We start from the raw sequence: 25,514 nt of genomic DNA on the forward strand, positions 1-25,514 counted from the left end.
ACTCTTAGTGTGCGTTGAAGAATTTATGACCGCCTTTTCATCAGGGCAACAGCCGGGAGTGAGAAAAATGAGTGTATCGTTATTATGAAAGCTTATTTATATCATGTTCGAAAATAAAAAATATACTTGGAATATTCCTGCAATTCGTTTATTTCAGGCTAATGAAATACAATACTCATTAGTTATTCCCATGCGCCAACTAAAACGTTTGCTTGCTTTTGATAATAATCAGCAAGTAATGTCACGTTCTCAGAGAGAGTTAAATAAAAATCGATCCCAAAAAATAGCTCAGTATTTTATTAAATCTTTTGATAATAAAACCCATTATATTCTCCCACCTCTTGTTGGTAATATTGATAGTGATATTGAATTTAATGAAGTTGGGAACGATACACGTATTGGTATCCTAAAAATACCAATGGATGCCGATATCACTCTATTTGATGGACAACATCGAGCGCATGGAATTATGGAATTTTGCAAACAAAGAGATGTAAATGATAATATTTCAATAATCCTTACTGAAAATTTAGATCTTGAAACACGTCAACAATTTTTTTCAGACATTAATAGTAATGCTTCGAAGCCTTCAGCAGCTATTAATCTTGCATATAACAACCGTGAGGATTATAGCCACTTAACCCGATATTGGATAAGTGAAGTTAAAGTGATTTCTGAATGGGTTGATTATGAGCATAATGTTATCCCTAGTAAAAGTGATATGTTAGTGAGTTTTAAAGCTTTATATGATTCAACTAAGCGCATATTTAATGTATCTACTGAAGAAGTTTTATCAGAAAATACTAAAAACCAAGCTGTAGCAATCTGGAGTTCTTGGGCTTATCTAATTGGCTTAACAGAAGAGAATAGCAGAGCTTATGACTCAGATTACCGGAAAGAATATATTAAATTTCATGGTGTACTGATTAATGCATTCTCTTTTGCTGTATGTGAATTGTTGGAGGAAAAGAAAAATATTGATGATGTTGTTGCAAAAATTAATGGTTTTGCCTGTATAATGAATGAGGCTAAACGCGAGGCATTTTTTCTAATTGAAAATTGGAAAGGTATTTGTGTTGATCCTGAGCGTAGAACAATAAAGGCTGATTTAAAATCGCAACGTGCTGCGGGAAGCTATTTATTAAGTTTTATCAATGGTAATGTTGGTTGCTGATAGATTATAGCTAAGTTCGTATGACTGGTAGGAGCATAAATGTGGCCTATCAGTCAGAACTTAGTAAGACCAGCTAACAGTTAAAAAGTAAGGTTGAACTATGATAAGTCAAACTCCATTAATTACAATGTCCAAATCGTTTCGGGCTAAGGTTGTTAAAATTTGGATTATGAGGACGGACTTATCTGCTGCTCAGGGAGCTATTCGATTAACTGAGATTGCTGTTAAACATGGCTTTATCAGGCGTGATAAGCCAGTACTGGGTACAACCCTAACATCGTGGACTATGGGAAAGGTCGAAACTCCATTATGGGCTGCTAAAGCAGCATTGTCGATGCTACTTGAATCCGAATGGATACCTTCAAATGATGAGGAGTGGGCCGGTTTCGCAACGATATTTCTAGCAATGAATAAATCGACACAGTTAGCAGATTTACTTATGTTGCTGCCTCAGCGTCTTACTTCTCATGCTGCGCTTACAGGCTGGCTATGTGCTGCAATCGAGGAGATGGAGCGTTTTAATATTGTTAAATGGTATGAAAAGAAGTTAGGTACTCTTGTATGAGATTTTCAGAAATTGGGGATGTTTTTTCCCAAACGGGCCGAAAAGGAACTGCTATGGCAGTACTCTTTTATATGCTTGATAAGTATGATGATGGTGTGAATCTGGTTAGTATTGATGAGTTAGTCAATGTGACTAAGGTTGCAAAGGAAAACCTGTCCAGTTTATGTAGTCGTTTAAGCAAAGTCGGTCTTTTAACAATCAAACATATAACACCGGATGGAACCATACATGATGAGAGAAAAAGTCGTTTACATACCAAATCAAATTACCAACTATCAGAAGGCGTTCTTCATTTGTTTAGACGAGGTAAATGAGTATGCCGACACTTGGCACTCGATTATGAATGATTTTTTTATTTTGTTTATCCTGCTTGATTAGAGGTGGCAAAACAGAACATCAAACTGGACAGCAGGAAAGAAAAAAATTGAGGAATGATCATAATCTTTCTAGTAATTATTAAATTACGTTTCTTAATTTTTTTATTGATAATAGATTTTAGGCTATTTATATATTCTATTGTTTTATTTTTTTAAATCTAAGCTTTTTTGTTCTGACATTATTTCGTTAGCATCTTTTTTTTATTGTTTTTACAAATGAATTGTGGTTTATTTTTTTAATGTTATATTAATACTGTTATCACTCTAAGGTAATAAGTGATCATTCCACTTAGTTTTTTATTATAAGATAAATCCTATTATTTTATCATGTGTTATAATTGAAATGAGAGGTTATTATGAGAAAAACAGCTTGGGCACCTCCATTTACATGGGGACCATGGATTGGATTAGAAAATCATGTAGGACCATACACATATACCGTTGCATTCGATAGTATCTCTCAGGCGCCTTCCTCGTTTGATGTTGAGATTCAATATGCAGCTATGGGAGGTTATAATACTGTAACTACGATGGGACCTAGTTCATATCAAATTAGTGGTAACGATGGTGCTGGTCAAGATCGTATTCGCTTCAGGAGTCATACAATAGGGCAAATAATTGAAGTAACATATTAAGACTAATTATTAACGTTGGTTAATTTTTAATATAATTAATCTATGGCTTCTTCTTTCACAAATAAGAAAGCAAGCCATAGATCTATATTATTTTAGGCTGTTAATTATTTTTTTAAATTCCGATATTGAATTAATGGCTTGGTGAAATCCATTTTCAGTTTGTATTGGCGTATTTGAATAGACTTCTTTTAATATAAAGCTGTTGTTAAATAGAACGGATACTTTTTTACCGATACTTTTTTTCCAGAAAGTATTAAATGGTTTACTACAACTGTCGTTATTTTTTATTTTTATAAAAATTGTATTGTTTTTTTCATTTGGAGAAATGTTTTCTATACATGACTTCGTTAAATGGAATGTTTTATTATCTGTCTTATAATCCATAGAGAATGGCTTTTGTGTTGGGACACAACCTGAAATTGAAGTGCTTATTGCTAATATAGATAATACACTAAATAATAATTTCATCTTGATATTCCTATCGTACACAGTACATTTTCTGTATATATTATGACCTATAGTAAGATTATAGGCTTATTGGTCTGATAATCTAGTGCCTTGTTCATAGTGATTTTTTTATTTTTCAAGATAGAGTTGTTTGTTGAATTTGATCTCGTTCCTCAGCAAAGTTAGGCAGATAAATTTTATATAGGAACAGGATAAAGGATCATGAAAAAACTATCTCTTATGTTATTAATTCCGCTTGTACTGACAGCTTGTGTTAAGCAACAAACTGCTACAATGACCTCTTCGAATATTCCTTTAGATAATATATCTGCTGCACTGCCTGATATTTACCAATCACCTCCAGAAGTGGTTCGTTATGACCGTTATTTGTTAGTTGATACCTCGCCAGAAATAGCGCAACGCTACCCATTGAAGCAATTGGTTAAATTGAAGATGCCCAGTTCACTGAAGCCTACTGTTGGTGAGGCAATGCGTTATGCGTTACGCCAATCAGGATATCGCTTATGTAGTGTTAGTGGACAAGCTAACACCCTTTATCAACAATCTTTGCCAGCTCCTCATTATCAATTGGGACCAGTGCGATTAAATGTTGCATTGCAACTGTTGGCTGGCTCTGCCTGGAAATTAGAAGTAGATGATATTCAGCGTGTTGTATGCCATAGCTTAAGACCAGAATATCAATGGTATAAAACAACCGATACTTCGCCATCTGACGCGAATAACAAACTTCAGTCAAAAGAACTATCTGTAAAGACTAAATCTGTTTCTGTTCCTTTGGTCGATATGAAACCGACTGTTGAGATAAAAAAAGATAAAGGGGGATGGTTAGAAAAATGAGTGTTTCAATAAAAAAAATCATTTTATGTTTGATTTTGATTTTGATTTTGATTTTGATTTTGATTTTGATTTTATTAATTTTTTTTATTGTGTTGATTTTTGTTAAAAAAGATTCAAATATGAATGGAAAAATGTCTGATGTTGTTAATCGCCTTAAGCATTTAGAAGTGAGTCAGCAACAATTGATTAATGAAAGTGAGTTTTCTCAATTAAAAAAACAGTGGGAAACTCAATTTTCAGCGTTGGAACAGCGAGTAAATAAGCAAGGTGAAACACTTTCATCTTTAAGTGAAAAAATAGAAAAAATGAATGCTCAATCTCAAAATGGGGAAGCTCGTTTTCAGGCGCTGGAAAGTTTACTGTCTTTATTGGAGATCGGACAGAAACAATATGAAAAACAACTGGAGGCTCTTAAGTCGCAATTAGTAGGTATTTCGGAAACCAAAAAATCAGTAAAGCCAGTTTATAAAAACACTAATAATAAATCCCTCCAATTACCTCAATCTCAAATGCCATTTGTTTTCTCTGGCATTGAATATAGAGGAGGAAAGGCATTTGCTGTTGTTGTTCCTAATAATGTTATGTCGCTATCGCAGATCCAGTTAATTGATATTGGTGACGAATTTCAAGGGTGGACTTTGTCTCATATGTCTAGTGAAAGTGCGAAATTTACTTCTAAAGGGCGTTCATTAACGTTACACGCTAAGTAAGGTGATCGAATGAAAATTAAAAATATTACATTAACAGTATTTTTATTGGGAGTTGTTCCTTGTGCTTCAGCAATATCAACGGAGTACCATAAAGACGCTGTTGATATGGTGATTAAGAACGAGTTAGTGATTAAATCGCAGGAATGGGGACTTAGTACTGAGGATTATTCTCGCTATCAGGAAATAATCAAAGGACCTAGGGGAATTCAATCACCAGGATTAGATCCGATAACAATTTTAGGTATTGAGGCTCAAAGTGATGCAGAACGTAAACGTTTAGCTGAATTATGGGTTCAGCAAGAATATCTGCGTGTTGAAAAGGAATTGCGTTTTCAACGTGAGGTCGATGCGGCTTGGAAGCGTTTATACCCTAACATCTTGCCTGTTAATTTTGGGAATCCAGCGGGTATTACAAATGATACACAAGGCAGATTAGCGCTATTTGTTCGTATTGATGATTGTACACAATGTGATGCTCGGTTAGCTGCGATTCTGGCAGAGAAGCGCTCTGTTGATATCTATATTGTCGATAGCAAGGGTGATGATAACCGTATTAGGGAATGGGCAAACGCAAAAAAAATTCCTATTGAGCGAGTGAAAACAAAAGAAATTACATTAAATCATGACGAAGGGCGTTGGCTGAAATACGGCAAAATGCGAATGCCGATTGTTTTACAGCAAAATTCTAATGGTGGCTGGCAAATCGCAGCATTTTAATGAGGGAATATCATGAAACACCTATGGTTCTATGGGGTGTTGTTTATATCCTCGTGTTGCATGGCTAGTCGGCAGGAAGTGCCTCGGGGCTACCATCAAGTCGCCTTGGCTGAAGGAGTGCCTCCTGAAATATTGTATTCACTGGCTTTAGCTGAGTCCTCCTACAAATTACCTCAAGGAGTGAGGCCATGGCCATGGACGATTAATGTAGCGGGTAAAGCGTATCGCTATGAAACCCGTTTAGCAGCATGGCAAGCATTACAAGTCTTTTCTAAAACATACCCTATGAAACGAATAGATGTTGGAATTGCACAAGTTAATTTGGGTTGGAATGGTCATTATTTCTCTTCTACATGGGAATCTTTTGATCCTTATACCAATCTCCACGTAGCCGCTCGTATATTACGTTCTTGTTATGAACTTAATCCGGGAAGTTGGGTAGCAGCGGCTGGTTGTTATTATCATCCTAAAGGTGGTGCTCCCGCTGATAGGTATAAATCTGTGGTAAAGAAAAAACTATCTTCATTATTTTTGGCTCCAGAAATTCCTGAAGAAATGACCAAAGTAATGTGGATTGAACCAAAGGTAAAAACACAATGAAACTTAAATTAATTTCTGTTCTTTCACTGTATGTAATAGGTTTTACAGCCTTCGCGGAATTGGAAGTGGTTGCTGATTTTGGGGGGGAAAGTACTGCTTATTATTTTGATGCAATAAATAATGAATCAAATGAATGGAGCGAGTCATCTCTTAATAAGACTATCCCAGAATTTCCATCATTTGAGATGGTTTTGCCAATAAAAACCCCTGAAATGGTTCCAGGAATAGCACTAGAGCGGTCTTTAAATTTACCAGGAATAGGCGCATTATTTCTGGTTGGTGATGATGACTTCTCTCTAAATTGGTTGCATCATAATGCTGATAAGTTAAAGGCATTAAATGCAGTGGGAATGGTAATCAACGTTGATAACGCTGATTCTTTGTATAAATTAAAGTACCTTTATAAAGAAGGCATGATTTCACCTATATCTGCTAGTGAGTTAGCAACTAGGTTACAATTAACACATTATCCTGTATTGATCACAGAGACGGGGCTAACTCAACAGGTTCCATAATGATTTCTACTCCTTTACGTGCAATAGTGACAGAAAATCCATTGTTTTTCTTGATGTTGGGTGTTTTATTTCTTTGTGTTGTTTTGGCTATTAGCCATGCTATTGAAAAATTTTTTTCTAAAAAATCAACCAAGCATCGTAACTATTATAAAACAGCAGAGGAAGTCCTTAAAAAATTACCACGTCTTAGAAATAATGTAAGTCGATTAAATTATTTGCGACAAATTAACCCTTATGTATTTGAAGAGTTGTTATTACTGGCATTTCAGAAACAGGGTTTTAAAGTTAAACGTAATAAAAGTTATAGCGGAGATGGTGGGATAGATGGAAAAGTTTGGATAGAAGGAAAATGTTTTCTTATTCAATCTAAAAGATATAGTCAGGCGATTAATCCTAAACATATTCAAGAGTTCGGTGAAGTTTTGAAATGCATGAACTGTGAAGGTTTCTTTATTCATACAGGAAGAACTGGAGGGAAAAGTATTTATCACAGTATTAATTACCCTATATATATTATCAGTGGAAAGCGATTGTTAAATTTACTGTCCGGGAGTTTCATTTTTAACGCTCAATCCAAAAATTATCCTGAAAAAATAAGTTTAGGAGAAAATGAATGAGTGATCGCTATGTTATTGAGGCGCTATTACGTCCGGCAGTTGAATTTAATTCAGCTATAGCGGCGGCGGGGGCTGCTTATGTCTGTGTAGTAGCGCCTTGGGCTGTGGCGCTGGCTCCGTCAGTCAGTTATGTAACAGCAGGCGCATTTGCCTGTTTTGCTACGATCCGTGCTTATCAAGGGTGGCGAGTTTTACGCTATAGGCGTAACTTACGCAGACTACCGCTATATATTATGTCATCAAACCAAATTCCAATTAGTAACCAAAGGTTGTTTTTAGGTAAGGGCTTTTTATGGTTACAAAAACATACACAGAGGCTATTGGAGACACAGCGCCCTGAAGTTGAGAATTACGTTCAACCACCGAAGCTTTATCAACTGGCTCGAAAATTTGAACAACGCTTCGAATTCAGTCACCCGCGTATCTGCCGATTATTACAGTCGGATAGTCTGCTTAATCCGGTTCGTCCATTACCGCCAGTTGGTGGCAATCCAGCTTTACACGGTATAGAACCTGATGAAACTAATGTTTCTATGGACTTACGCGAACGCGTGGGTCATGCCTTGGTATTGGGGACGACTCGTGTTGGTAAAACGAGATTGGCAGAGTTGTTAATTACACAAGATATTAGGCGCGGAAATATTACTATTGTATTCGATCCTAAAGGAGACGCAGACCTTTTAAAACGTGTATGGGCTGAAGCTCATCGAGCGGGCCGTAGTGAAGAACTTTATATTTTTCATCTGGGCTGGCCTGATATTAGCGCCCGTTACAATGCTGTAGGGCGTTTTGGGCGAGTGTCAGAGGTGGCAAGCAGGGTTGCAGGGCAATTATCAGGGGAAGGTAATAATGCGGCGTTTCGTGCATTTGCATGGAGATTTGTGAATATTGTTGCCAGAGCATTGGTTGCATTAGGGCAACGTCCTGACTACGGACTGATTTTGCGTTACGTGACTAATATCGGTGAACTTTATCAAACTTATTCATTAAAAATAATTGAAGAAAAGTTACCTGCTTTGTTTGCACAAATAGAAAATGCCCAGAGTGTACTAACAGTAAACGATGTTCCTCGTCATATGCAGAGCGATCCAAATTCTGTATCTATCTGGGCCATTGAAATGGCATTAACTTCAGAAGAGGGAAAAAAGTTATATGACCCCATTCTGGATGGGTTACGCAGTGCTATACGCTATGATCGTACCTATTTTGATAAAATAGTAGCTTCTCTTCTTCCTTTGTTAGAAAAGCTAACAACTGGAAAAACTGCCGCTCTTTTATCGCCAGATTATGATGATATGAATGATCCTCGCCCAATGTTTGATTGGCAGCAAGTTATCAGAAAGCAAGGAATTGTTTACATAGGGCTTGATGCTTTGTCTGATGCGGAGGTAGCAGCGGCGGTAGGTAATTCTATGTTTGCGGATCTTGTTTCATATGCCGGGCACATATATAAGTTTGGGGTACATGATGGTTTGTATGAAGGAGACAAAATAAAAAAATTACCTATTAGCTTACATTGTGATGAATTCAATGAACTGATGGGAGATGAATTTATTCCGTTATTAAATAAAAGCGGCGGTGCTGGTATTGAGGTTACAGCATATACACAAACGTGGTCTGATATCGAAGCCCGTCTTGGAAACGCGGCAAAATCGGCTCAGGTAACAGGGAACTTTAATACATTAATTATGTTGCGAGTTAGGGAACTGGCAACGGCTAGATTGCTTACTGAACAGTTACCAGAAATTGATGTATATACTAAGACATTGGTATCAGGTATTACTGATATTTCTAATCCAGGACAAGGAAGCGATTTTACATCTAATACGCAAGATAGGGTGAGTATGGTAGCTAAACCCTTATTATCTCCATCCGATGTTATCCAATTACCGAAAGGACAAGCGTTTGCATTATTGGAAGGGGGAAAATTATGGAAAATACGAATGCCTCTTCCTGATGGTAAAGATGATGTATTGATGCCAGAAAACCTGAAAAAGATAGAAGAGTATATGCGTAAGAATTATCGCACTGGTGATTCTTGGTGGTCAGCAAGTCAGATACCTAGTGATATGCAAGAAATGACCATTCAGTTATCAGAAGAAGATAAAGGAGAAGATAATGGCTCATCATCAACAGATAAGGGCTAGTTCAGAATCTTCCCGCCCAGTAAAAGAACCAAGTGTATTTGCTAAAGTGTTATGGCATTTCCCGCTGAATCTGTTTGGCATGTTACTAGCATCACTATTCTTTAGTTTTGTTATTGAATGGATCGGGATCGCTTTTCTTTGGTCAGAACAAGGCGCTGAACATAGTCGGCAAGTTATGCTGACTGAGGGGAGGTATTTATCATCAGAATTTACTCGTAGTTTATTTATGTCTTCCCCCTCGCAGACTCTTAGCTATGGTATTGAATTAGTCTATACATGGTTATTTGTAGATAGTGGGATTATGACTTGGTTCCAAAATGTTTATCAGGAACAAACGACAAGCAATAATGGCATTATCAGAGAATTAAATAGATGGAGCCAAGAGATATTTGAAGTACTTAAATCTTATCTTCTGGCATCAGTTTTTGTTACTGTAACTTTTCTGATTAGAGTCATCATCTTAGTTTTGTCTATTCCTCTGTTTGTTCTGGTGCTCTTAGTTGCTATGGTTGAAGGATTGGGACGGAGAGATCTACGAAGGTATGGAGCAGGTTATGAATCCAGCTTTGTTTATCACCATGCTAAGCGTTTTGTGAAACCGGCTTTTTATGTACCATGTATGGTTTATTTATCGTGGCCTTCTGCGGTATATCCTAATTTATTGTTGTTACCTACTGCAATTTTACTGGGAGCCGCTGTTACAGTGATGATGGCATCATTTAAAAAGTATTTGTAGTTAGATAGGGCTGGACTTAGGCGGGTAAAACTTGCTTTTGCCCGCCTAAGTCAGCAGACAAGCCGTCAGGCGCGTCAGTTTTTTCTTTTTTTGCTATGCTGAGTTCCCCCTAGAAAGAAGATTATTACTGGTGATTATAGTCTAAGATGTTTATCAGGGATAAGTAAATAGCTAAGCTATTCAGTAACAACAATATTTTCCGATCTAGACATTCTGCCGAGCCATGCTGGCACTATGAACACACAGTTCTTTATTCTTAAATTTTGTCTGTTATGAACTCTTGTTCTTTGAATGTCTTCACAAAGGATTTGTAACACTCTATTAGAATTTTTGACGTTCTGTTCATATCACTCTGACATTTGCGGAATTTCGCTTCATTTTCTGGGTTATTTTTCCAGTCATGTGGTAAATCCAGCCGGTGGGGTTCCTTGTCTGGGTGATCTACATGCAAGAAATTGGTACTGGAAAGAAATTTAGTGGTAGCATTTACTAGATTATCTTTTTCTGCATTAACTGTATTATTATATAGTCTGTATTTTTCATCAGTGAATTTTTCAATCTTTTCAAGATCCATTGAAAATTTTAGAGGTATACCGACAATATGGCTGTTCTCAAGTCGATAAATTGTTTCTTCATATGGAAGTAATGTCAGTATATCTTCGATGATTTTTAGATCATGATTCTTCTTTTGCTTTTCATGCTCATTTTTTTCATCTGAACTGGGGGGATTATTTATCGCTATGTTATTGATATCACGATTAGCTTGATATGAATCTCCTTGCACATTTTTAGTTATTTGTTTTGATTTATCATTTTTAGGTCTTTTTTTCGTAGCAAAAAAACCACACGCAGTTAATACGACACCGATAAGCCCCAGAATCCATCCCTGATAAGTCGCCCAGGTTGTTCCGACATGAGTTTCCAGCCAGTCAAGCATCTTTATTTCACCGTAATTAATGGAAACCTGTATCTTATCAGAATTAGTGATAAATAGCATTGTTAACTGGAATCCAAAGCATCTCGATTCCCAGTGGGCAAGGAGAGAACACATTACCTGTTATTACTCTGATCTTTTCTAGTTATGCTGTGTTTCCCCCCGAAACAAGATTATCATTGATGATTACAGTATTTGTGGAATTACGGTTTATTTGTAGTTAGATAGGGTTGGATGTAGGCGGATAAAATTTGCTTTTATCCGCCTAAGTTAGCAGACAAGCCACGAGGGGCGTCAGTTCTTTTTTATTATGCCGTGTTTCCCCCCGAAACAAGTTCATTATTGGTGCTTAGGTTATTATTAGGTTTTTGGTACACCATGGCTAAATTTAGCATTTGAGCTATACCATCAATCATAGTTGGCCTTTTGAAAATAATTTTTTCATATTGTTCAATACTTAATAGTGGCAAGTCAGCTAGTCTTGGATTATTTATATTAATGAACTGTTGGTTATGTGCTTTTTCACTGATATAATAACTATGTGGCATTTTTAGTCTCTATAATAGAATATGGTTTTGTCATTACGGCGGGGGGCATCCCGCCGTTTCTTTTATTGGTCCAGATTTTTTTACTCTTTCAAGTGTAGTTGTCATGCTGTTTCTGGATTATTTTTTTTTGTATTTTGATTCAGTTTTTGTTCAATGATATTCACTGTAATTTCTGAGTCTGGAAATCCCATTTCTTGAAGAATTAATACGATTTTATCTGTTACCCAGTCTGTTATTTGTTCTGATCTGAAAAGATTAGTTTCTATTTCAAGGTATTTTTCAGCTTCTTCTCTACTTATATTAATAAAAATTTTATTTGGATTTTTATCAATAACATTCACTGTAATTTCTGATTCTGGAAACTTTTCTTTTTGAAGGTTTAATGCAATACTATCTGTTACCCAATCTGTTAGCTGTTCAATTTTGAAAAAACCGGGTTTTACTTTAAGATATTTTTCAGTTTCTTTTCTGGTCATGTTAAATGTGGCATTAATCATCTTTTTTGTCCTATTTTTCTGGGTGGCGATATAATGGAATAACTTTACAGTGATACATGTCAGGTGATAAGTTATGAACTTCAGCTATTCTATTGGCTATTTGCTCATTTTCTTTATACGCAATAACTTCATTATATAATTCGTCAAATATCATATAGGCTACAGGTTTTACTTCTTCAATATTCACTTTTTACCTCTTGTTAAAATCTGGCTATACCCAATTTGCAATTACATTGATTGCAGTATGCTGTTTTTTCTTGTTTGGTTTTAATGGAGTCCCATGTTTTATGATGATCTAGATATTCTCCATCGAAATTAAAATGGTCTGAAGTATGTTGAGTGATTTTTGTTAATATATAAAAACCATCTGTACTTTCACACTTAGGGCATTTTTTTATATTGCCTTTTATTTTCATTGCTACATTTAATCCTTTATTTATATTTATTTGGATGAAGGTAAAGAGGAATTAATCTACAACAAGATACTTTTTGATGACGTGATAGAGCTATCTTGGTTTCTTCCTCGTTTTTTCTGCTACTGTTAGTTTACTCATTTCTGACTCTCCTTAACTTTGAATCCCTGCTGTTCCAGAATTTCCCAAATATTATCAATAGCCTCATTACGAGCAATCATTTTCTGCTGTATATTTGGGTCTGGTTCATCCTCGATTTCAGATATTGTGTAATTTCGGGGCAACTCTATTTGGTTCTTTTCCCGACTTGTTTTCCACGCAGATTGATATGCTTCCCAATAGTTTTGAATTACTGTATCCCAATATGTTCCATCTGGATTATTATCAAAAGTTTTGATCAAATAAAGAAATTCTTTAACCATGAATTTTTCAAATTCTTTTTTAAGTACATCTGAATTAGTCATTGTTTAATTCTCCTAGATGTAGAGTCCTATGATGTTTTTTTAATGATGGATAATCATCAAAATTGCCATGTTTTTACTAGTATGTTTTACAGAAATACTACTTAAATTATTTATTAGTTCCCCTTTCAGTGTATTGAGTTTTACTATTCTTGTTATTTTCTTAGATTCAGTAAAACAATGTACTTCAGCTTTCCCATCGCCTTTTGATTCCATTTCACAAGGTGGGGATACAATTACACCTGAAAAACTAATGATGCCAGAATTCATGATCGAATTAGCCAATGCAGTACTTAATAACAAAGATGGAGTGAGTGTAGCCATAAAAACGGCTAGTTTTAATAGATTAGCTTTCATAATTTAATTCACCTTACTGTTCGGTTTTTATTTTAATAATATGAAACTACACGATGAGCCGTATGGGGGTACAACTCATCATTTTAATACTTTCTTTCTTTGAAAATTCTCCTAATGTAATTTATTTATTATCTTGTTCATTTAATGGTTTTATTAAATCCCTACGCCAAGAATATAATTTATGCTCTATTACTATAAAATCTTGTTTAATCCATTGGCTGACTTGCTGAGGTGATACCCCTTGTGTACGTGCGAATTCTGCTTTTACTCCTTGATAATAAATTTTTATATACTCATCTAAACTATAAACTTCCATAATCAACTCTTTTCATGAACCAGTTAGTTCAACTAATTTATAATACAGCCCATATAATATCAAAATGTTCAATAGATAGGCTGTACTTTTGTCTCATTATTACCTCCTATAGTTAGTTAGTAGGTTTCTTTATCATGTAAAATACACTATAAAGTAAAATACATGATAAAGCAAAACACTTTATGCTGAGATGTAAAAAAAACATCGTTTTTTTGACGAGCTTCAAATTTTTACTGTCTGATGCTTTTCCTTCAGAATAAGTGTCAAAAAAATTGTAAAATTATCTATGCATAATAAAGGCGTATAACTAAAGGGAAAGTATGCGTATAGGATACGCTCGGAAATCAACAGTAGAGTAGGATCTAGGACATCAAGCAGATGCTTTGTATGAAGCAGGTTGTGAACAGGTATATCAAGAACAAGTTTCACGTGGTGGAGAACGTAGGCGAAAACAGGAATTCCCGAATTAGATAATTGCTTAAGAGCATTACGCAAAGGTGATACATTGGTTGTTTGGGCATGGGATCGGTTAGGAGGAAGCTTACGTGATTTGGTCAACTTAATGGAGGACTTGCAATTACGTGAAATTAATTTTGAAAGCCTAAAAGAGAATATTGATACCAGTTCATTTGCTGGTGAACTATATTTACAATTAATAGTTGTTTTCTCTAATTTTTAGCATGACCGGAATAGAGAGCGGACATTATCAGGTTTAGTCGCTGCACGAGCGAGAGGAAGAGTTGGAGGGCGTCTAACTTCTTTATCGGCAGATCAGATCAAAGTAATAGATGTTTTGGTAGCATCACAAGCGTTTACGATAGGAGATATAGCTAGGCGTTATAATGTGAGTCGGTAGACCATATATAACCGACATAGAAGAAATAAATCTGTTCAATAAAAAACGCAAATAAATAGTTATTGATATAAAAATAAAACTTTTTTTATTTTTATAATAAGAGTTTATTGCTGCATTTATTTTTAAAAAATTTATCCTAAACGCAAGGTAACTCTTCAAGAGGTTATTAATATGCGTTTACTTTCTCCAGCTCCAATTACGTTAATATTAACGCTCAGTTCTTTTTTTCCTAATTCTGTATTGGCAGCAGAAAAAGATGAACTGGCGTTAATGATGAAACAACTTGATCAAATTCAAGCGAGTCTTGAGCGTGCTAGAACTTTAGCAATTCAAGATGCCAGTCGTAATCGATTTTATTTTGATTATTTAAAAGCTTCTAAGGATATTGAAACTATTCGTCAGGGAATAAGTAGCTATTTAGAACCTTCAAGAGCACAGCCTGTTATTCCTATCCAGTTGCAATATCAAATTAGTGGTGATTACCGTAAGGAACAACGCTAATGGCGATGGATAACATCCAAACGCAAGCATTTAAAGCTGGAACTGGCGGAGGTATAGAGCTGGCTTCACTTGAGGTTCTTTGCATCGGTCTTTTAATTGCAGTTCTTTTTATATGGGCAGCTTGGGGAATGATGGATGTATATAAAGGTTGGGCAAATGAGAAAGTTCGTGAAACTGTTCTAACTCAATTTTGTATCAGGGCAGTTTTTCTTATATTGGTATGTGTTTGGATGTTTGCTAATTAATGAGAGAAAACTTTATGGAAATAAAAAAACTATTTAGTCGAGTTAAACAACGTTCTTTAACGTGGGCATTAATATTTTTGGGTACAATGGGTGTTACTACTCCTGGTTTAGCAGCTTTGCCAAAAGTTGAACCTCCAACATCAGGCAGTAAAGGCGGTTTTTTGGGGGATTTAACGGGATATTTCAACGATGGAATTATCTTATTAGGGTTGGTTGTAACGGCGGCTGCATTTGTAATTATTGCTGGAGCTACGCTAAAGACATTTCAGGAAGTTCGGGATGAAAAAGCTGGGTGGGGCAAATTTGCAGGTATTGTGGTAGTTGGTGTTATCTTGCTTGTGATTGTTATCTGGCTTATTACAAAATCAGCGAGCATTATTTTTTGATGAAAGAAGAGATCGAATCGGAGAATTCAATGCAGACCATACAATTTATGCCGGATAGATTAAATTCTGAACCCGTTGTTTATCGGGGTCTTACTACGTCTGAATTGGGCTTGGCCGCATTGTTTGGCTCAACGATGGGTTTTGTAATTAGTTTATTTTTCGTTCCTTTATTGGGTTGGGTAATTATCCCAACCTTCATTTTAATTATACCTTTGTTAGTGGTGTTTTTGGGTGGGAGATATCTAACTCGCCTTAAAAGAGGAAAACCAGAAAATTATATTTACCGTCAATTAATGCTGACTAGAAGAAAATGGGGAATGGGAGATATTACTTTGATTATCCATGATCAGGCATGGTCATTACGTCGAACAAAATAAAAGGAATGTAAAATGAGCCAATTTCGTCATGCCTTATTAAATCGTGATCAACATATTCTGACTTTACGTATTATTTGTGGTGTGTTGGTTTTACTCCTTTTAGTGGCATTTGGAGGATGGATAAATGCACCTCGTAATTTAACTATTCATAATCCTCCAGATTTGCGAGCGGGGAGTTCCCGCGCATGGTGGGAAATACCTGATTCAACAGTATATGCTTTTACTTTTTATATTTTTCAACAATTGAATGCTTGGCCCAAGAATGGAGAAGCTGACTTTCCTCAAAAAATTGAAATGCTATCACCTTATCTAACTCCATCATGTAAAGCTTTCTTTCAAAAAGAAGCACAGTATCGTACTGATATTGGGGAATTAAGAGATCGGGTTAGAGTTATATATGAGGTTCCCGGTCGTGGATATAGTGAAAATAAAGTTAATATCGTTAATAGAGATAATTGGATAGTTCAATTAGATGTGGTTGCCGATGAATATTATCATGCAGAGCCTGTTAAACGTGCCGTTGTACGTTACCCAATTAAAGTAACTCGATGGGAAGGAGATCAAGAATCGAATCCATTTGGATTGGCTTTAGATTGTTATGATGGAATACCGCAGCGTTTAGAGGCTATTTCTGAAATCCAAGACGCTAAGAGGAACAAATAAATGAAATGTTACTCTTCATCGGCACTTTTGGTTTTATCATTAATTTTTCTTGTAACTTCATTAATGATGTCTACTACAGCTAGTGCGGTAGAGCTTGTTAAGTGGGAACGTATTCCGTTACCAGTTCACCTTAATGTTGGGGAGGAACGAATTATTTTTGTCGAAAAAAATGTTCGTGTTGGTTTTCCTCCTGAATTAAATGGTAAATTGCGTATTCAAAGTACTGGCGGAACTGTATATCTGAAAGCAGAAGGTGTGTTTCCAACAACTCGTTTACAGTTACAAGATGTGCAAAACGGTGAGATTATTCTATTAGATGTAACCGCTAAATCTAATAAAGAAACGTTGGAACCAATGCGGCTTGTTTATTCAGGAGATGTAACACAGCAGCGTTCTTCAAAAGATAATAATCAGAGCCTGAATAATAATGCCCAGGGTAAGAAAAAACAGAAGGCTTCTTATAATGCTCCGCTTCCAGTGCTATTAACACGCTATGCGGCCCAGAATTTATATGCACCATTGCGAACTGTTGAAACTGTTCCAGGTATCCATTCTATTCCGCTACCGTTGCCGAAACGTATCACGACATTATACCCAAGTGCTCGTATTCAAGTAATGCCGTTAGCTGGATGGCGCGCCAATGGTGTGACTGTTGTTGCATTGAAACTAACTAATCTGACTACTGAAAAAGTAGTGCTTGATCCACGTATGCTACAAGGCCACTTTTTGACAGCTACATTCCAACATCAATGGGTAGGGCCAACTAGTACGCCTGAAGATACAACAACTTTGTATTTGGTGATGAAAGGAAAACCAGAAAACGCCTTTATTGCTGAACCTGCTTTGTCAAAAAAAGCATCTAAAGATAAAAGGAGGCAGCAATGAAAGTTACGTCTAATACTTTAGTGAAAGTGTTGGTTCCGTCAGTTATAGCGGTTGCTATTCTTATCGGCATGAAAAGCTGTGGGCAGTCAGATAAACTAACAACATCTACAGAGAATATAGATCAGTCATTGAAAAGTTTAGACGCTGATGAACTGAAAGCATTGGGTATTGAAGGTGATACTCCAGAAGATACTTTACGTACGTTGATTGGCACGTTGAAAAAAGTCCGCGACAAGCAAAACATATTAGATGAACAGAACCAAAAGTTAATTGCAGAAAATGAACATCTACGGACAAAGAGTCAAAATATATCAGGCCAAATTAATGCTGCGGTTAATGAAGTTCGTGAAGAAGCTGATAGAAAACAGCAAGCATTACAAGCAGAGCAACAAACTTTAATGACACGACTGGAGAATTTAGGGAATTCATTCAGCTTAGGCAATAAAGCTACAAATTCATCCGGTTCATCCAGTGATATTCCTATTGGTTTGGGATTAGATCAACAAAGAAAGTCTTCTGTCTCTTATAATGGGGGAGTTTTTTGGGTAGACCCTCAAGATGCTCAGCCAGCAGATCCAAATAATAATACAGGCGGTTATCCTGCCAAGCCCACTTATCCTATGTCATTTTTAGAAGACAATGAAATTACTCGTCAAAAAGCTGAATTAGACAGGGCTGCTAAAAATCAAAGAGCTATTGATGATACGGCTGATAAAGGGACTGTTGAACCAGCTTATACGTTACCAGAAAATTCAACACTAGTCGGAAGCCAAGCAATGACCGCATTACTTGGAAGGGTTCCAATAGATGGAAAAGTAACTGATCCGTATCCATTTAAGGTAGTCGTTGGTAAAGATAATTTAACTGCCAATGGAATTGATTTACCCGATGTAGAAGGGGCTGTGATAAGTGGAACAGCTACAGGAGATTGGACACTTTCTTGTGTTCGTGGAGATATTACATCAATTACGTTTGTTTTTGCTGATGGAACTGTTCGCACCGTTCCACAGTCAACCAGCCGTACTGATGGCAGTAATAACAGTGGGCGTAATAACGGTGGTGCTATTGGTTGGCTTTCTGACGAGAGCGGTATTCCGTGTATTAGCGGTGAACGCAAGACTAACGCTGGTACATATTTACCGACATTGTTTGCTTTAACTGCCGCAGCTTCTGCCGGGGATGCTTTTTCGCAGAATCAATACACAACTCAAACTAATGGTAGTGGCGGAATAACGTCAGCTCTTACAGGAGATGCAGGGCAAGCCGCTTTAGGGAAAGCGGTTGGAGGAGGTTTTAAAGATGTTGCTGACTGGGTGAAATCTCGTTATGGACAAACGTTTGATGCAGTTTATGTTCCGCCAGGTAAAACAGTTGCCGTACATATTACCCGTCAAATTCCGATTGATTATGAAGGTAAAGGACGCAAGGTTAACTATGGATTCAGCCTGGCTGATGATATGGAAAATGAATTGGATTAAGGAGAAAAACAAATGAAATTAAAAACAATTACTGTCCTGTTCTTTGCTTCAACATTTTTAATAGGGTGCTCTACCTCTAAAGAGAAATTGATGCCTGCTGGTGAACATAACATGATGGAAATTTGGCAGGGTAAAGCTGGTAAAAAAGTATCTACTGGACAGTTGATCCAACAGGCTCGAAATACTCAACTACGGCCTTTGAAGGAGTACGGACAGGAAAAGCAAATGATGCTGTCTGACACTTATTCTCGTACACAGGAAACTGAAATTAGTCAGCAATTCCCACGCCTACCTAATCCAGATATGGTTATGTATGTTTTCCCTCATTTGTCTCAAGGGAATTTACCCGTACCAGGATATAGCACTGTATTCTCGTTTTACCAACAAGTGCAGTATGCAATGCCAGGTGAAAGGATAGGAACGCTATGATGAGATTCTTTAGTAAAAAAGAGAAGACATCAATAAAAGATCAACCATCAGTAGTAGTTCAAGATGATTTTAGTATTGAAGAACGTCAACCATTAAAACGACCAAAAAAAATGACGTTATCGGATGAGAAGAAACTTTATCACGCTAATCCATCAATTATTGATTACTTGCCATGGGCTGAATATTTAGATGATGAACAATGTTTATTATTGGATGATGGTATTTCAGTAGGTGCTGTATATGCAATAGAACCAGCGCCAACAGAAGGGCGACCAGAAAGCCGTTTGGAAGAAATAAGGGATACTGTTGAAGATGCGTTACAGGATAGCCTTGAAGAATATGATGAAAATCCATGGGTTGTTCAGTTTTTTTGCCAAGATGAAAGTAACGTAACAGCCTATTTGAATAGGCTACGTAATTATGTTCGTCCTGCGGCTCAAGGTACGAAATTTACTGAAGCATGGCTACGTGAAACTGAAAACCATTTACAGGGTATTGCGCGTCCAGAGGGGCTTTTCGACGATACGTTAGTAACAGGCCAACCATGGCGTGGCCAACAGCGCCGTACTCGTATGGTAGTTTATCGTTGGTTAGGAAAAAATCATCGCGATCCAATGCCACCAATAGGTATGTTGAACCAAGTGTGTGATCGTTTAAGTAGTGCTTTGGGAAATGCAGGTGTTATCTGTGTTCGCCAGAATGGTTATCAGGTTCATGATTGGTTGCTGCGTCTTTTTAACCCAGAGCCTGACTGGGTAGATAAACAGACATTGTATCGAGAGGGGGCATATTGGAGTAAGCAGGATGAAAAACCAAATAACCTAGAAGTACATAATGATTTTGCTGAAACATTATGGTTTACCCCTCCCCGCTCTGATACTAAGAACGGAGTTTGGTGGTTTGATAATAAAGCACATGGAGTGGTTAACGTTGAACGCCTGAGAAAAGCACCAAACCCAGGTCTTTTAACAGGAGAACAGCGGCGTGGAGATAGGAATATCAATACATTGATGGATCTGTTTCCAGAGGGAACCATTGTTTCTATCACGATTGTTGTACAACCACAGGACACATTAGAAGAAAAGTTTACAAAATTATCAAAAAATGCAGTTGGTGAGAACACTGAATCTGGGCGTGTTCGGGAAGATGTCAAGATAGTCAAAGAATACTTGGGGAGACGTCATAAATTATACAGAGCTTCTTTGTCTTTTTTATTACGTGCAGGTGATATTGAAGAATTAAATCGTAAGCGTATTGAAATTACATCGACTTTACTCACGGCTGGATTAGAACCGGTTAAACCAGAATATGACGTTGCTCCGCTTAATGGATATTTAAGAGCTTTACCAATGTGTTTTAATCCACAATTCGATAAAAAACATTGGTATACCCGTCTATCGTGGGTTCAACATTTATCTGGATTGTTACCCGTTACAGGACGTTCGACGGGTACAGGAAACCCTGGATTTTCTTTCTTTAATCGTGGTGGTGATGTTCTGACATTTGATCCACAGAATAAGAATGATCGTTCACAGAATGCTCATTTATTGTTATTTGGCCCAACAGGTGCGGGAAAATCTGCAACATTATGTTCTGTGTTATCACAATTGGTAGCTGTCCATCGCCCCAGATTGTTTATTGCTGAAGCCGGAAATAGCTTCGGTTTGTTAGCTGATTACTTTGAAAGCCTGGGGCTTAGTGTTCATAAAATTAGCGTTAAGCCTGGTTCTAAAGTGAGTTTACCTCCATTTGCTGATGCACATAAATTGCTACAGGCAGATATTGCTTCTTTGGAACTCGAAGATTTACCAGATATTAATGCTGATGAAGAAAATGAAGAACGCGATATCTTAGGGGAGATGGAAATTGCAGCCCGTATGATGATCACCGGGGGCGAACCTGACGAAGAAAAGCGGTTAACCAGAGCAGACAGAGGAATGATCCGTGAAGCCATTTTATTGGCTGCGAAAAATACTTTTGAGCAAAAAAGACAAATGATTGCTGAAGATTTGCAGAGTGCTCTTAATGAAATTTCTGGTGATGTTAATCGAGATGAACGCCGTCGTGCTCGTGCTGCTGAGATGACGGAAGCAATGAGCCTTTTCACCCAAGGATTTGAAGGCGAACTTTTTAATCAACCTGGAGTTGCTTGGCCTGAAGCTGATATCACTTTGATTGACCTTGCTCATTTGGCACGTGAAGGGTATGAAGCAGCGATGGCACTAACAATGGTATCGTTGATAAATACGATTAATAATATTGCAGAACGTGATCAATATTTAGAACGTGATATTAATTTTGTCATTGATGAGGCTCACATTCTTACTACTAATCCTTTGTTATCCCCGTATATGACAAAGGTTGTAAAAATGTGGAGGAAATTAGGGGCTTGGTTATGGTTAGCTACTCAAAACTTAGAAGACTACCCAAGTATTGCCGCGAAGATGCTCAATATGGCGGAATGGTGGGTTTGTTTAACCATGCCACAAAAAGAAATAGAGGATATCGCTCGATTTAAGACATTGAGTGAAGATCAAAAAGCCGTTTTACGTTCCGCCAGTAAGCTCCCACGTTGTTATACAGAAGGCGTTGTATTGTCGAAAAAAGTCGAAGCATTATTTAGGGCAGTACCACCAAGTTTATTTCTAGCTTTGGGAATGACAGAAAAAGAAGAAAAGGCAGAACGTAGAGAATTAATGAAAAAACATAATTGCAGTGAACTGGAAGCTGCTTTTTTAGTTGCTGCAAAGTTGGATAAGGCCCGCGGCTTGCCGTACTGTGAACGTAGTATTGGTAAGGTGATCTCTGAATGTTAACGCTGAAATATCTGGTTCCGATGACAAGACGTGAAGTTGATTCTGGTGTTGGGCTATTTTCTGTTTTTGATTGCCAGCCCCAGGCATGTCCATCTATATCTGAAGAAACGGCCCGTTCTCTGGGGCGATTACTGACTGAAATTAGGCGAAGGTTAAAAAAAGTACACTTGATGACTTGCCACCCTCACCGTATAGGAAAAAGTAATTGTATTTCAGTTAACTTGGAAGATGAACAGGGTCATGACGTTAACCTTTTGATAACTGTATCCGGGGAACATCAATGGCCCAAACCAGAAGAATACAAACATCCTCGATGGTTTATTCATGTAGCAGATGCAACAGATGCTATTTACCTCATCTTGTTGATTCATCAGCGAATGAAAGAGTAAGAAGGTGGTGAGTCGTACCCCCATACGACTCACCGTGTAGCCTCATATCATTAAATTGAACAGTAAGGTGAATTAACTCTATGAAAACTACGCTATTTAAGTTAGCAGGTTGTAGCACTGTAACACAAGAAATAAAAAATATTTTCGGGAGATAAATAAATTTTTGGATAAACTGAAAAGAGCTTATACCGGACAAAATAGCTAATAATTATTTTATCCGGTTATACTTAGAGGGTTTTAAAGAATTAATTTAATAATTTTATTATTTTGGTGAGCTGTACCCCCCATGCAGCTCACTGCATAACAATATATTTAAATTGAACAGTAAGGTGAATTTATTCTATGAAAAATAGAAGAACATTGCTTTCTATTTTAATTGGCACTGCTGTTTTTAGTGGTGAATCATTAGCTACAGAGTGTGGCTTTGTAATAGAAAGAATGCACAATAATAATTGTGTTGTTACAAATGGTTCAGGAGGTGAATTCATGGCGGGATATTCCCGCGAAGCTAAATTACAAGGAATGAGTAATAATGGTTTGATGATGAATGGGATTATTTCTGATAAGAATTTCATATTGTATGGTGGCAATACCGTGGCAGTACATGGTGATAAGGTCATTGGAAATAATAATGTGTTTATTAATGATAGTGAAATGGGAGGGGTAACATCATCAGGTGCCTACGTTTATTCAGGGAATAGCCTTTATGCCAGAGAGAATAAAGTATTATTAAATGGAGTAAAAGTTAATGGTAAGTCTGATTTAACAGGAACGTACACTACAGGTAGCGCTGATTCTACAATAGAAGATTCTGTTGTTTCGGTCAGAAACTCACATCTAATGAAAGAGGCTGAGATACGGGGGGCTTATGGTGGAGATAGCCCTAAAAACAATGCTTTTTTGAAGAATAATTTGATTGATATTGAGCAATCACAGTTTGATAAATACGTCCTATTGTTAGGAGGTTATGCAACTAACATAGGTAATGCAGATTTAATTGATAATAAAACCAATATCAGCAACTCTATTTTTAATGGTTATACAAGAATTTATGGAGCAATGAATTTAGCTAAATATGGTCTTAATAAAAATAACATAATTAATATTAAGAAGTCCGTTTTTAATTCTTTAACTGAAATTACTGGTTTGCTCTCTACTCAGGCATCCATTGATAAACCTGTTGCGATATATTTAGAAGATGTGGTTTTTAATTCTAATGCAGATATACTAGGTGTTAGTGTATTGACACCTAAAAATATCAATGGGGTAAATATGACCCTAGTGGGTAATGTCGTGTTTAAGTCTCCTGAAAATTCATCAATTGAGTCAGGTAGATCTTTTGGAGGACGTGATAAGTTAACAGGTAATGTATTTAATTTTCAAGCTAATCCTTTGAAGATAAGGTCGGTTTCAGGGTTTGAAAAATATAATTTTTACCTGAATGAAAATATTAAACAAGGAGATGTTTTATTAGACACAATCGAGCCAATCGATGTGAAGAAGTCAACAGTAACAGTTGATGGTATTCATAAAAATTCGAAACTGGTAAGTGGTGGTAAGGCAACATTAATGGGCAATATTACTGGAGATGCGGAGTTTATTGATTCCGAAGTGACTTTAGGAACAGCTTCCTTAATTCTCTTGTCATTGAAACAACAGAAAGCAGAGAATGGTTCTGAATCTATTGTGGTTAATGTCATCCCAAGGCATCCTGAGCCAGAACCGAAACCCAAGCCTGAGCCAAAACCGGAACCGACACCAGAGCCGAAGCCAGAACCCAAGCCTGAGCCAAAACCAGAACCGATACCAGAGCCGAAGCCGGAACCCAAGCCTGAGCCAAAACTGGAACCGACACCAGAGCCGAAGCCGGAACCCAAGTCTGAGACAAAATCAGAGCCAACACCTGATCTGGAACCAGAATTAAATCCGCAGACAACAGCTTATTTATCTGGACGGAATGCTGGAATTTTAGTTGTTAATGATAGTTTGGTGACAAAAGTAGAACTAAAAGGCATGGACATTGAGCCTTTTGTGTTAGTTGAATCAGGTAAAAACCGTTTTAATGTGGGGAAAAAGCTGAATTTAATAGCAACTAATTTATTAGTAGGGAATGCTATTTATTCTAATAAAATGAGTTCCTCATTAGGTGTTTTTTTTGAAACTGGCAGTGCATCATATACTTCATTCAATCAAAGCCGTTTGCCAGTGATTAAAGGAAAAGGAAATGTTAATTATCGTGGTGCAGGTGTTTTAGTACAAAGTAATGCTTTTGAAGATTTGGTAATTACAGGTTCTCTAAGAGGTGGAAAGCTGAATTATGACTTCAAATCACAAGATTTTGGAGTAAACCAGAATATCATGAGCCAATATAATAGCGATTCATTATATCTTGGAACTCATATTGAGATTGATAAAAAAGCTAAGCTTAGTAACACAAGAAGTTTAACTGTCCATGGTGATTATCAATATGCACATATTAACCATGATAAGGCGGGAATTAAAACTGTACTGGGTAATGAAAATATTAAGTTTGATGCAATTAACTCTCATAAAGTTAAGGTAGGGGCAATATTACATAATAAAATTACGGAAAATGTAACCTTAAATACTGGAGTGGGTTATCAGTATGAGTTTGATGGTAAATCAAAAGGAACTATCGAAGGAATGAAAATTCGAGATTTATCTTCAAAAGGTGGGAGTGGATTTGCATCAATGGGTATCGGTTTTGGTGAGCAGTCTAATTTTAGTGGGGAGTTTAAATTCACAGGTTATATTGGAGAAAAACAAGGCGTTAACGGTTTGTTTAATATTAAATATAGATTTTGATAGTTAGGTATTCAAAATACCAGATTGCTTTTTCACTTC

The 25,514-nt window shown here is 36.8% G+C and carries 32 protein-coding genes; 24 read left to right on the plus strand and 8 right to left on the minus strand.

Annotated features, from left to right (window positions below; all coding sequences use genetic code 11):
• Positions 1-103 precede the first annotated feature (103 nt).
• From Xind_RS17475 to Xind_RS17490, 4 genes are all read left to right on the plus strand, one after another.
• On the plus strand, positions 104-1,174 hold the full coding sequence (locus Xind_RS17475) for a DGQHR domain-containing protein (RefSeq protein WP_187650639.1): 1,071 nt from the start codon (positions 104-106) through the stop codon (positions 1,172-1,174).
• A gap of 100 nt (positions 1,175-1,274) precedes the next feature.
• On the plus strand, positions 1,275-1,739 hold the full coding sequence (locus tag Xind_RS17480) for a hypothetical protein (protein WP_187650640.1): 465 nt from the start codon (positions 1,275-1,277) through the stop codon (positions 1,737-1,739).
• The gene (locus tag Xind_RS17485; protein ID WP_187650641.1) at positions 1,736-2,053 is read left to right on the plus strand and encodes a hypothetical protein; all 318 of its coding nucleotides are present in this window, start codon (positions 1,736-1,738) and stop codon (positions 2,051-2,053) included. Before Xind_RS17480 ends, Xind_RS17485 begins: the two co-directional genes overlap by 4 nt.
• 419 nt (positions 2,054-2,472) lie before the next feature.
• Positions 2,473-2,751, plus strand: coding sequence for a colicin Z C-terminal domain-related protein (locus Xind_RS17490; protein ID WP_187650642.1), 279 nt, complete (start codon positions 2,473-2,475; stop codon positions 2,749-2,751).
• 87 nt (positions 2,752-2,838) lie between these two features.
• On the opposite strand, the gene Xind_RS17495 is transcribed toward Xind_RS17490, so the two are convergent.
• Positions 2,839-3,219: a hypothetical protein gene (locus Xind_RS17495; RefSeq protein WP_187650643.1), complete on the minus strand. Its 381-nt coding sequence runs from the start codon at positions 3,217-3,219 to the stop codon at positions 2,839-2,841.
• A 201-nt stretch (positions 3,220-3,420) separates the two neighbouring features.
• Between Xind_RS17495 and pilL2 the strand changes: the two genes are divergently transcribed.
• From pilL2 to Xind_RS17535, 8 genes are read left to right on the plus strand one after another with little or no spacing between them, the layout of a single operon-like run.
• Positions 3,421-4,056 (plus strand): PFGI-1 class ICE element type IV pilus protein PilL2, encoded by a 636-nt coding sequence (pilL2, locus tag Xind_RS17500; RefSeq protein ID WP_187650644.1) that lies wholly within the window; start codon positions 3,421-3,423, stop codon positions 4,054-4,056.
• Positions 4,053-4,766: a hypothetical protein gene (locus Xind_RS17505; RefSeq protein WP_187650645.1), complete on the plus strand. Its 714-nt coding sequence runs from the start codon at positions 4,053-4,055 to the stop codon at positions 4,764-4,766. The genes pilL2 and Xind_RS17505 overlap by 4 nt, the downstream gene beginning before the upstream one ends.
• 9 nt (positions 4,767-4,775) lie before the next feature.
• Positions 4,776-5,483: a TIGR03759 family integrating conjugative element protein gene (locus Xind_RS17510; protein ID WP_187650646.1), complete on the plus strand. Its 708-nt coding sequence runs from the start codon at positions 4,776-4,778 to the stop codon at positions 5,481-5,483.
• Positions 5,484-5,495: 12 nt separating this feature from the next.
• Positions 5,496-6,083, plus strand: coding sequence for a transglycosylase SLT domain-containing protein (locus Xind_RS17515; RefSeq protein WP_187650647.1), 588 nt, complete (start codon positions 5,496-5,498; stop codon positions 6,081-6,083).
• Entirely contained in the window at positions 6,080-6,598 is a 519-nt protein-coding gene (locus Xind_RS17520; protein WP_187650648.1) for an integrating conjugative element protein, read from the plus strand. The genes Xind_RS17515 and Xind_RS17520 overlap by 4 nt, the downstream gene beginning before the upstream one ends.
• A complete protein-coding gene (locus Xind_RS17525; protein WP_187650649.1) occupies positions 6,598-7,215 on the plus strand; it encodes a restriction endonuclease in 618 nt (205 codons plus the stop codon). Before Xind_RS17520 ends, Xind_RS17525 begins: the two co-directional genes overlap by 1 nt.
• The gene (gene traD / locus Xind_RS17530) at positions 7,212-9,362 is read left to right on the plus strand and encodes a type IV conjugative transfer system coupling protein TraD (RefSeq protein ID WP_187650650.1); all 2,151 of its coding nucleotides are present in this window, start codon (positions 7,212-7,214) and stop codon (positions 9,360-9,362) included. The genes Xind_RS17525 and traD overlap by 4 nt, the downstream gene beginning before the upstream one ends.
• Positions 9,334-10,098: a TIGR03747 family integrating conjugative element membrane protein gene (locus Xind_RS17535; protein ID WP_187650651.1), complete on the plus strand. Its 765-nt coding sequence runs from the start codon at positions 9,334-9,336 to the stop codon at positions 10,096-10,098. Before traD ends, Xind_RS17535 begins: the two co-directional genes overlap by 29 nt.
• A 256-nt stretch (positions 10,099-10,354) precedes the next feature.
• On the opposite strand, the gene Xind_RS17540 is transcribed toward Xind_RS17535, so the two are convergent.
• The 7 genes from Xind_RS17540 to Xind_RS17570 all read right to left on the minus strand — a co-directional run bounded on the left by Xind_RS17540 (position 10,355) and on the right by Xind_RS17570 (position 13,624).
• Positions 10,355-11,035, minus strand: a complete 681-nt coding sequence (locus Xind_RS17540) for a hypothetical protein (RefSeq protein ID WP_246432601.1) — start codon at positions 11,033-11,035, stop codon at positions 10,355-10,357.
• A gap of 305 nt (positions 11,036-11,340) precedes the next feature.
• A complete protein-coding gene (locus tag Xind_RS17545; RefSeq protein WP_187650653.1) occupies positions 11,341-11,580 on the minus strand; it encodes a hypothetical protein in 240 nt (79 codons plus the stop codon).
• Between the two features lie 101 nt (positions 11,581-11,681).
• Positions 11,682-12,077 (minus strand): hypothetical protein, encoded by a 396-nt coding sequence (locus Xind_RS17550; RefSeq protein WP_187650654.1) that lies wholly within the window; start codon positions 12,075-12,077, stop codon positions 11,682-11,684.
• A 10-nt stretch (positions 12,078-12,087) separates the two neighbouring features.
• A complete protein-coding gene (locus Xind_RS17555; RefSeq protein ID WP_187650655.1) occupies positions 12,088-12,264 on the minus strand; it encodes a hypothetical protein in 177 nt (58 codons plus the stop codon).
• Between the two features lie 363 nt (positions 12,265-12,627).
• Complete coding sequence (locus Xind_RS17560; protein ID WP_187650656.1) at positions 12,628-12,954, minus strand: phiTE_015 family protein; 327 nt, start codon at positions 12,952-12,954, stop codon at positions 12,628-12,630.
• A gap of 39 nt (positions 12,955-12,993) precedes the next feature.
• The gene (locus Xind_RS17565) at positions 12,994-13,308 is read right to left on the minus strand and encodes a type 1 fimbrial protein (protein ID WP_187650657.1); all 315 of its coding nucleotides are present in this window, start codon (positions 13,306-13,308) and stop codon (positions 12,994-12,996) included.
• A 121-nt stretch (positions 13,309-13,429) separates the two neighbouring features.
• Positions 13,430-13,624 (minus strand): hypothetical protein, encoded by a 195-nt coding sequence (locus Xind_RS17570; protein WP_187650658.1) that lies wholly within the window; start codon positions 13,622-13,624, stop codon positions 13,430-13,432.
• Positions 13,625-14,129: 505 nt separating this feature from the next.
• On the opposite strand from Xind_RS17570, the gene Xind_RS21855 reads away from it, so the two are divergent.
• The 12 genes from Xind_RS21855 (at position 14,130) to Xind_RS17630 (ending at position 25,475) form a co-directional block, all read left to right on the plus strand.
• Positions 14,130-14,303, plus strand: coding sequence for a recombinase family protein (locus Xind_RS21855; protein ID WP_246432602.1), 174 nt, complete (start codon positions 14,130-14,132; stop codon positions 14,301-14,303).
• A 348-nt stretch (positions 14,304-14,651) separates the two neighbouring features.
• A complete protein-coding gene (locus Xind_RS17580; protein ID WP_187650659.1) occupies positions 14,652-14,981 on the plus strand; it encodes an integrative conjugative element protein, RAQPRD family in 330 nt (109 codons plus the stop codon).
• Positions 14,981-15,226: a TIGR03758 family integrating conjugative element protein gene (locus tag Xind_RS17585; protein WP_187650660.1), complete on the plus strand. Its 246-nt coding sequence runs from the start codon at positions 14,981-14,983 to the stop codon at positions 15,224-15,226. Before Xind_RS17580 ends, Xind_RS17585 begins: the two co-directional genes overlap by 1 nt.
• 86 nt (positions 15,227-15,312) lie before the next feature.
• Positions 15,313-15,612 (plus strand): TIGR03745 family integrating conjugative element membrane protein, encoded by a 300-nt coding sequence (locus Xind_RS17590; protein ID WP_420856081.1) that lies wholly within the window; start codon positions 15,313-15,315, stop codon positions 15,610-15,612.
• A gap of 29 nt (positions 15,613-15,641) precedes the next feature.
• A complete protein-coding gene (locus Xind_RS17595) occupies positions 15,642-15,989 on the plus strand; it encodes a TIGR03750 family conjugal transfer protein (protein ID WP_187650662.1) in 348 nt (115 codons plus the stop codon).
• A gap of 12 nt (positions 15,990-16,001) precedes the next feature.
• Positions 16,002-16,652 (plus strand): PFL_4703 family integrating conjugative element protein, encoded by a 651-nt coding sequence (locus Xind_RS17600; RefSeq protein ID WP_187650663.1) that lies wholly within the window; start codon positions 16,002-16,004, stop codon positions 16,650-16,652.
• Positions 16,653-17,537 (plus strand): TIGR03749 family integrating conjugative element protein, encoded by an 885-nt coding sequence (locus Xind_RS17605; protein WP_187650664.1) that lies wholly within the window; start codon positions 16,653-16,655, stop codon positions 17,535-17,537.
• Positions 17,534-19,015, plus strand: coding sequence for a TIGR03752 family integrating conjugative element protein (locus Xind_RS17610; protein WP_187650665.1), 1,482 nt, complete (start codon positions 17,534-17,536; stop codon positions 19,013-19,015). The genes Xind_RS17605 and Xind_RS17610 overlap by 4 nt, the downstream gene beginning before the upstream one ends.
• A gap of 12 nt (positions 19,016-19,027) precedes the next feature.
• Positions 19,028-19,444: a TIGR03751 family conjugal transfer lipoprotein gene (locus Xind_RS17615; RefSeq protein ID WP_187650666.1), complete on the plus strand. Its 417-nt coding sequence runs from the start codon at positions 19,028-19,030 to the stop codon at positions 19,442-19,444.
• Positions 19,441-22,260 carry a conjugative transfer ATPase gene (locus tag Xind_RS17620; RefSeq protein WP_187650667.1) on the plus strand — a complete coding sequence of 940 codons (2,820 nt, stop codon included), beginning with the start codon at positions 19,441-19,443 and terminating at the stop codon, positions 22,258-22,260. Before Xind_RS17615 ends, Xind_RS17620 begins: the two co-directional genes overlap by 4 nt.
• A complete protein-coding gene (locus Xind_RS17625; protein WP_187650668.1) occupies positions 22,254-22,649 on the plus strand; it encodes an acetyltransferase in 396 nt (131 codons plus the stop codon). Before Xind_RS17620 ends, Xind_RS17625 begins: the two co-directional genes overlap by 7 nt.
• A gap of 342 nt (positions 22,650-22,991) precedes the next feature.
• Positions 22,992-25,475 carry an autotransporter domain-containing protein gene (locus tag Xind_RS17630; protein ID WP_187650669.1) on the plus strand — a complete coding sequence of 828 codons (2,484 nt, stop codon included), beginning with the start codon at positions 22,992-22,994 and terminating at the stop codon, positions 25,473-25,475.
• Positions 25,476-25,514: the final 39 nt, after the last annotated feature.

Source organism: Xenorhabdus indica, from assembly GCF_014467235.1.
Classification (GTDB): domain Bacteria; phylum Pseudomonadota; class Gammaproteobacteria; order Enterobacterales; family Enterobacteriaceae; genus Xenorhabdus; species Xenorhabdus indica.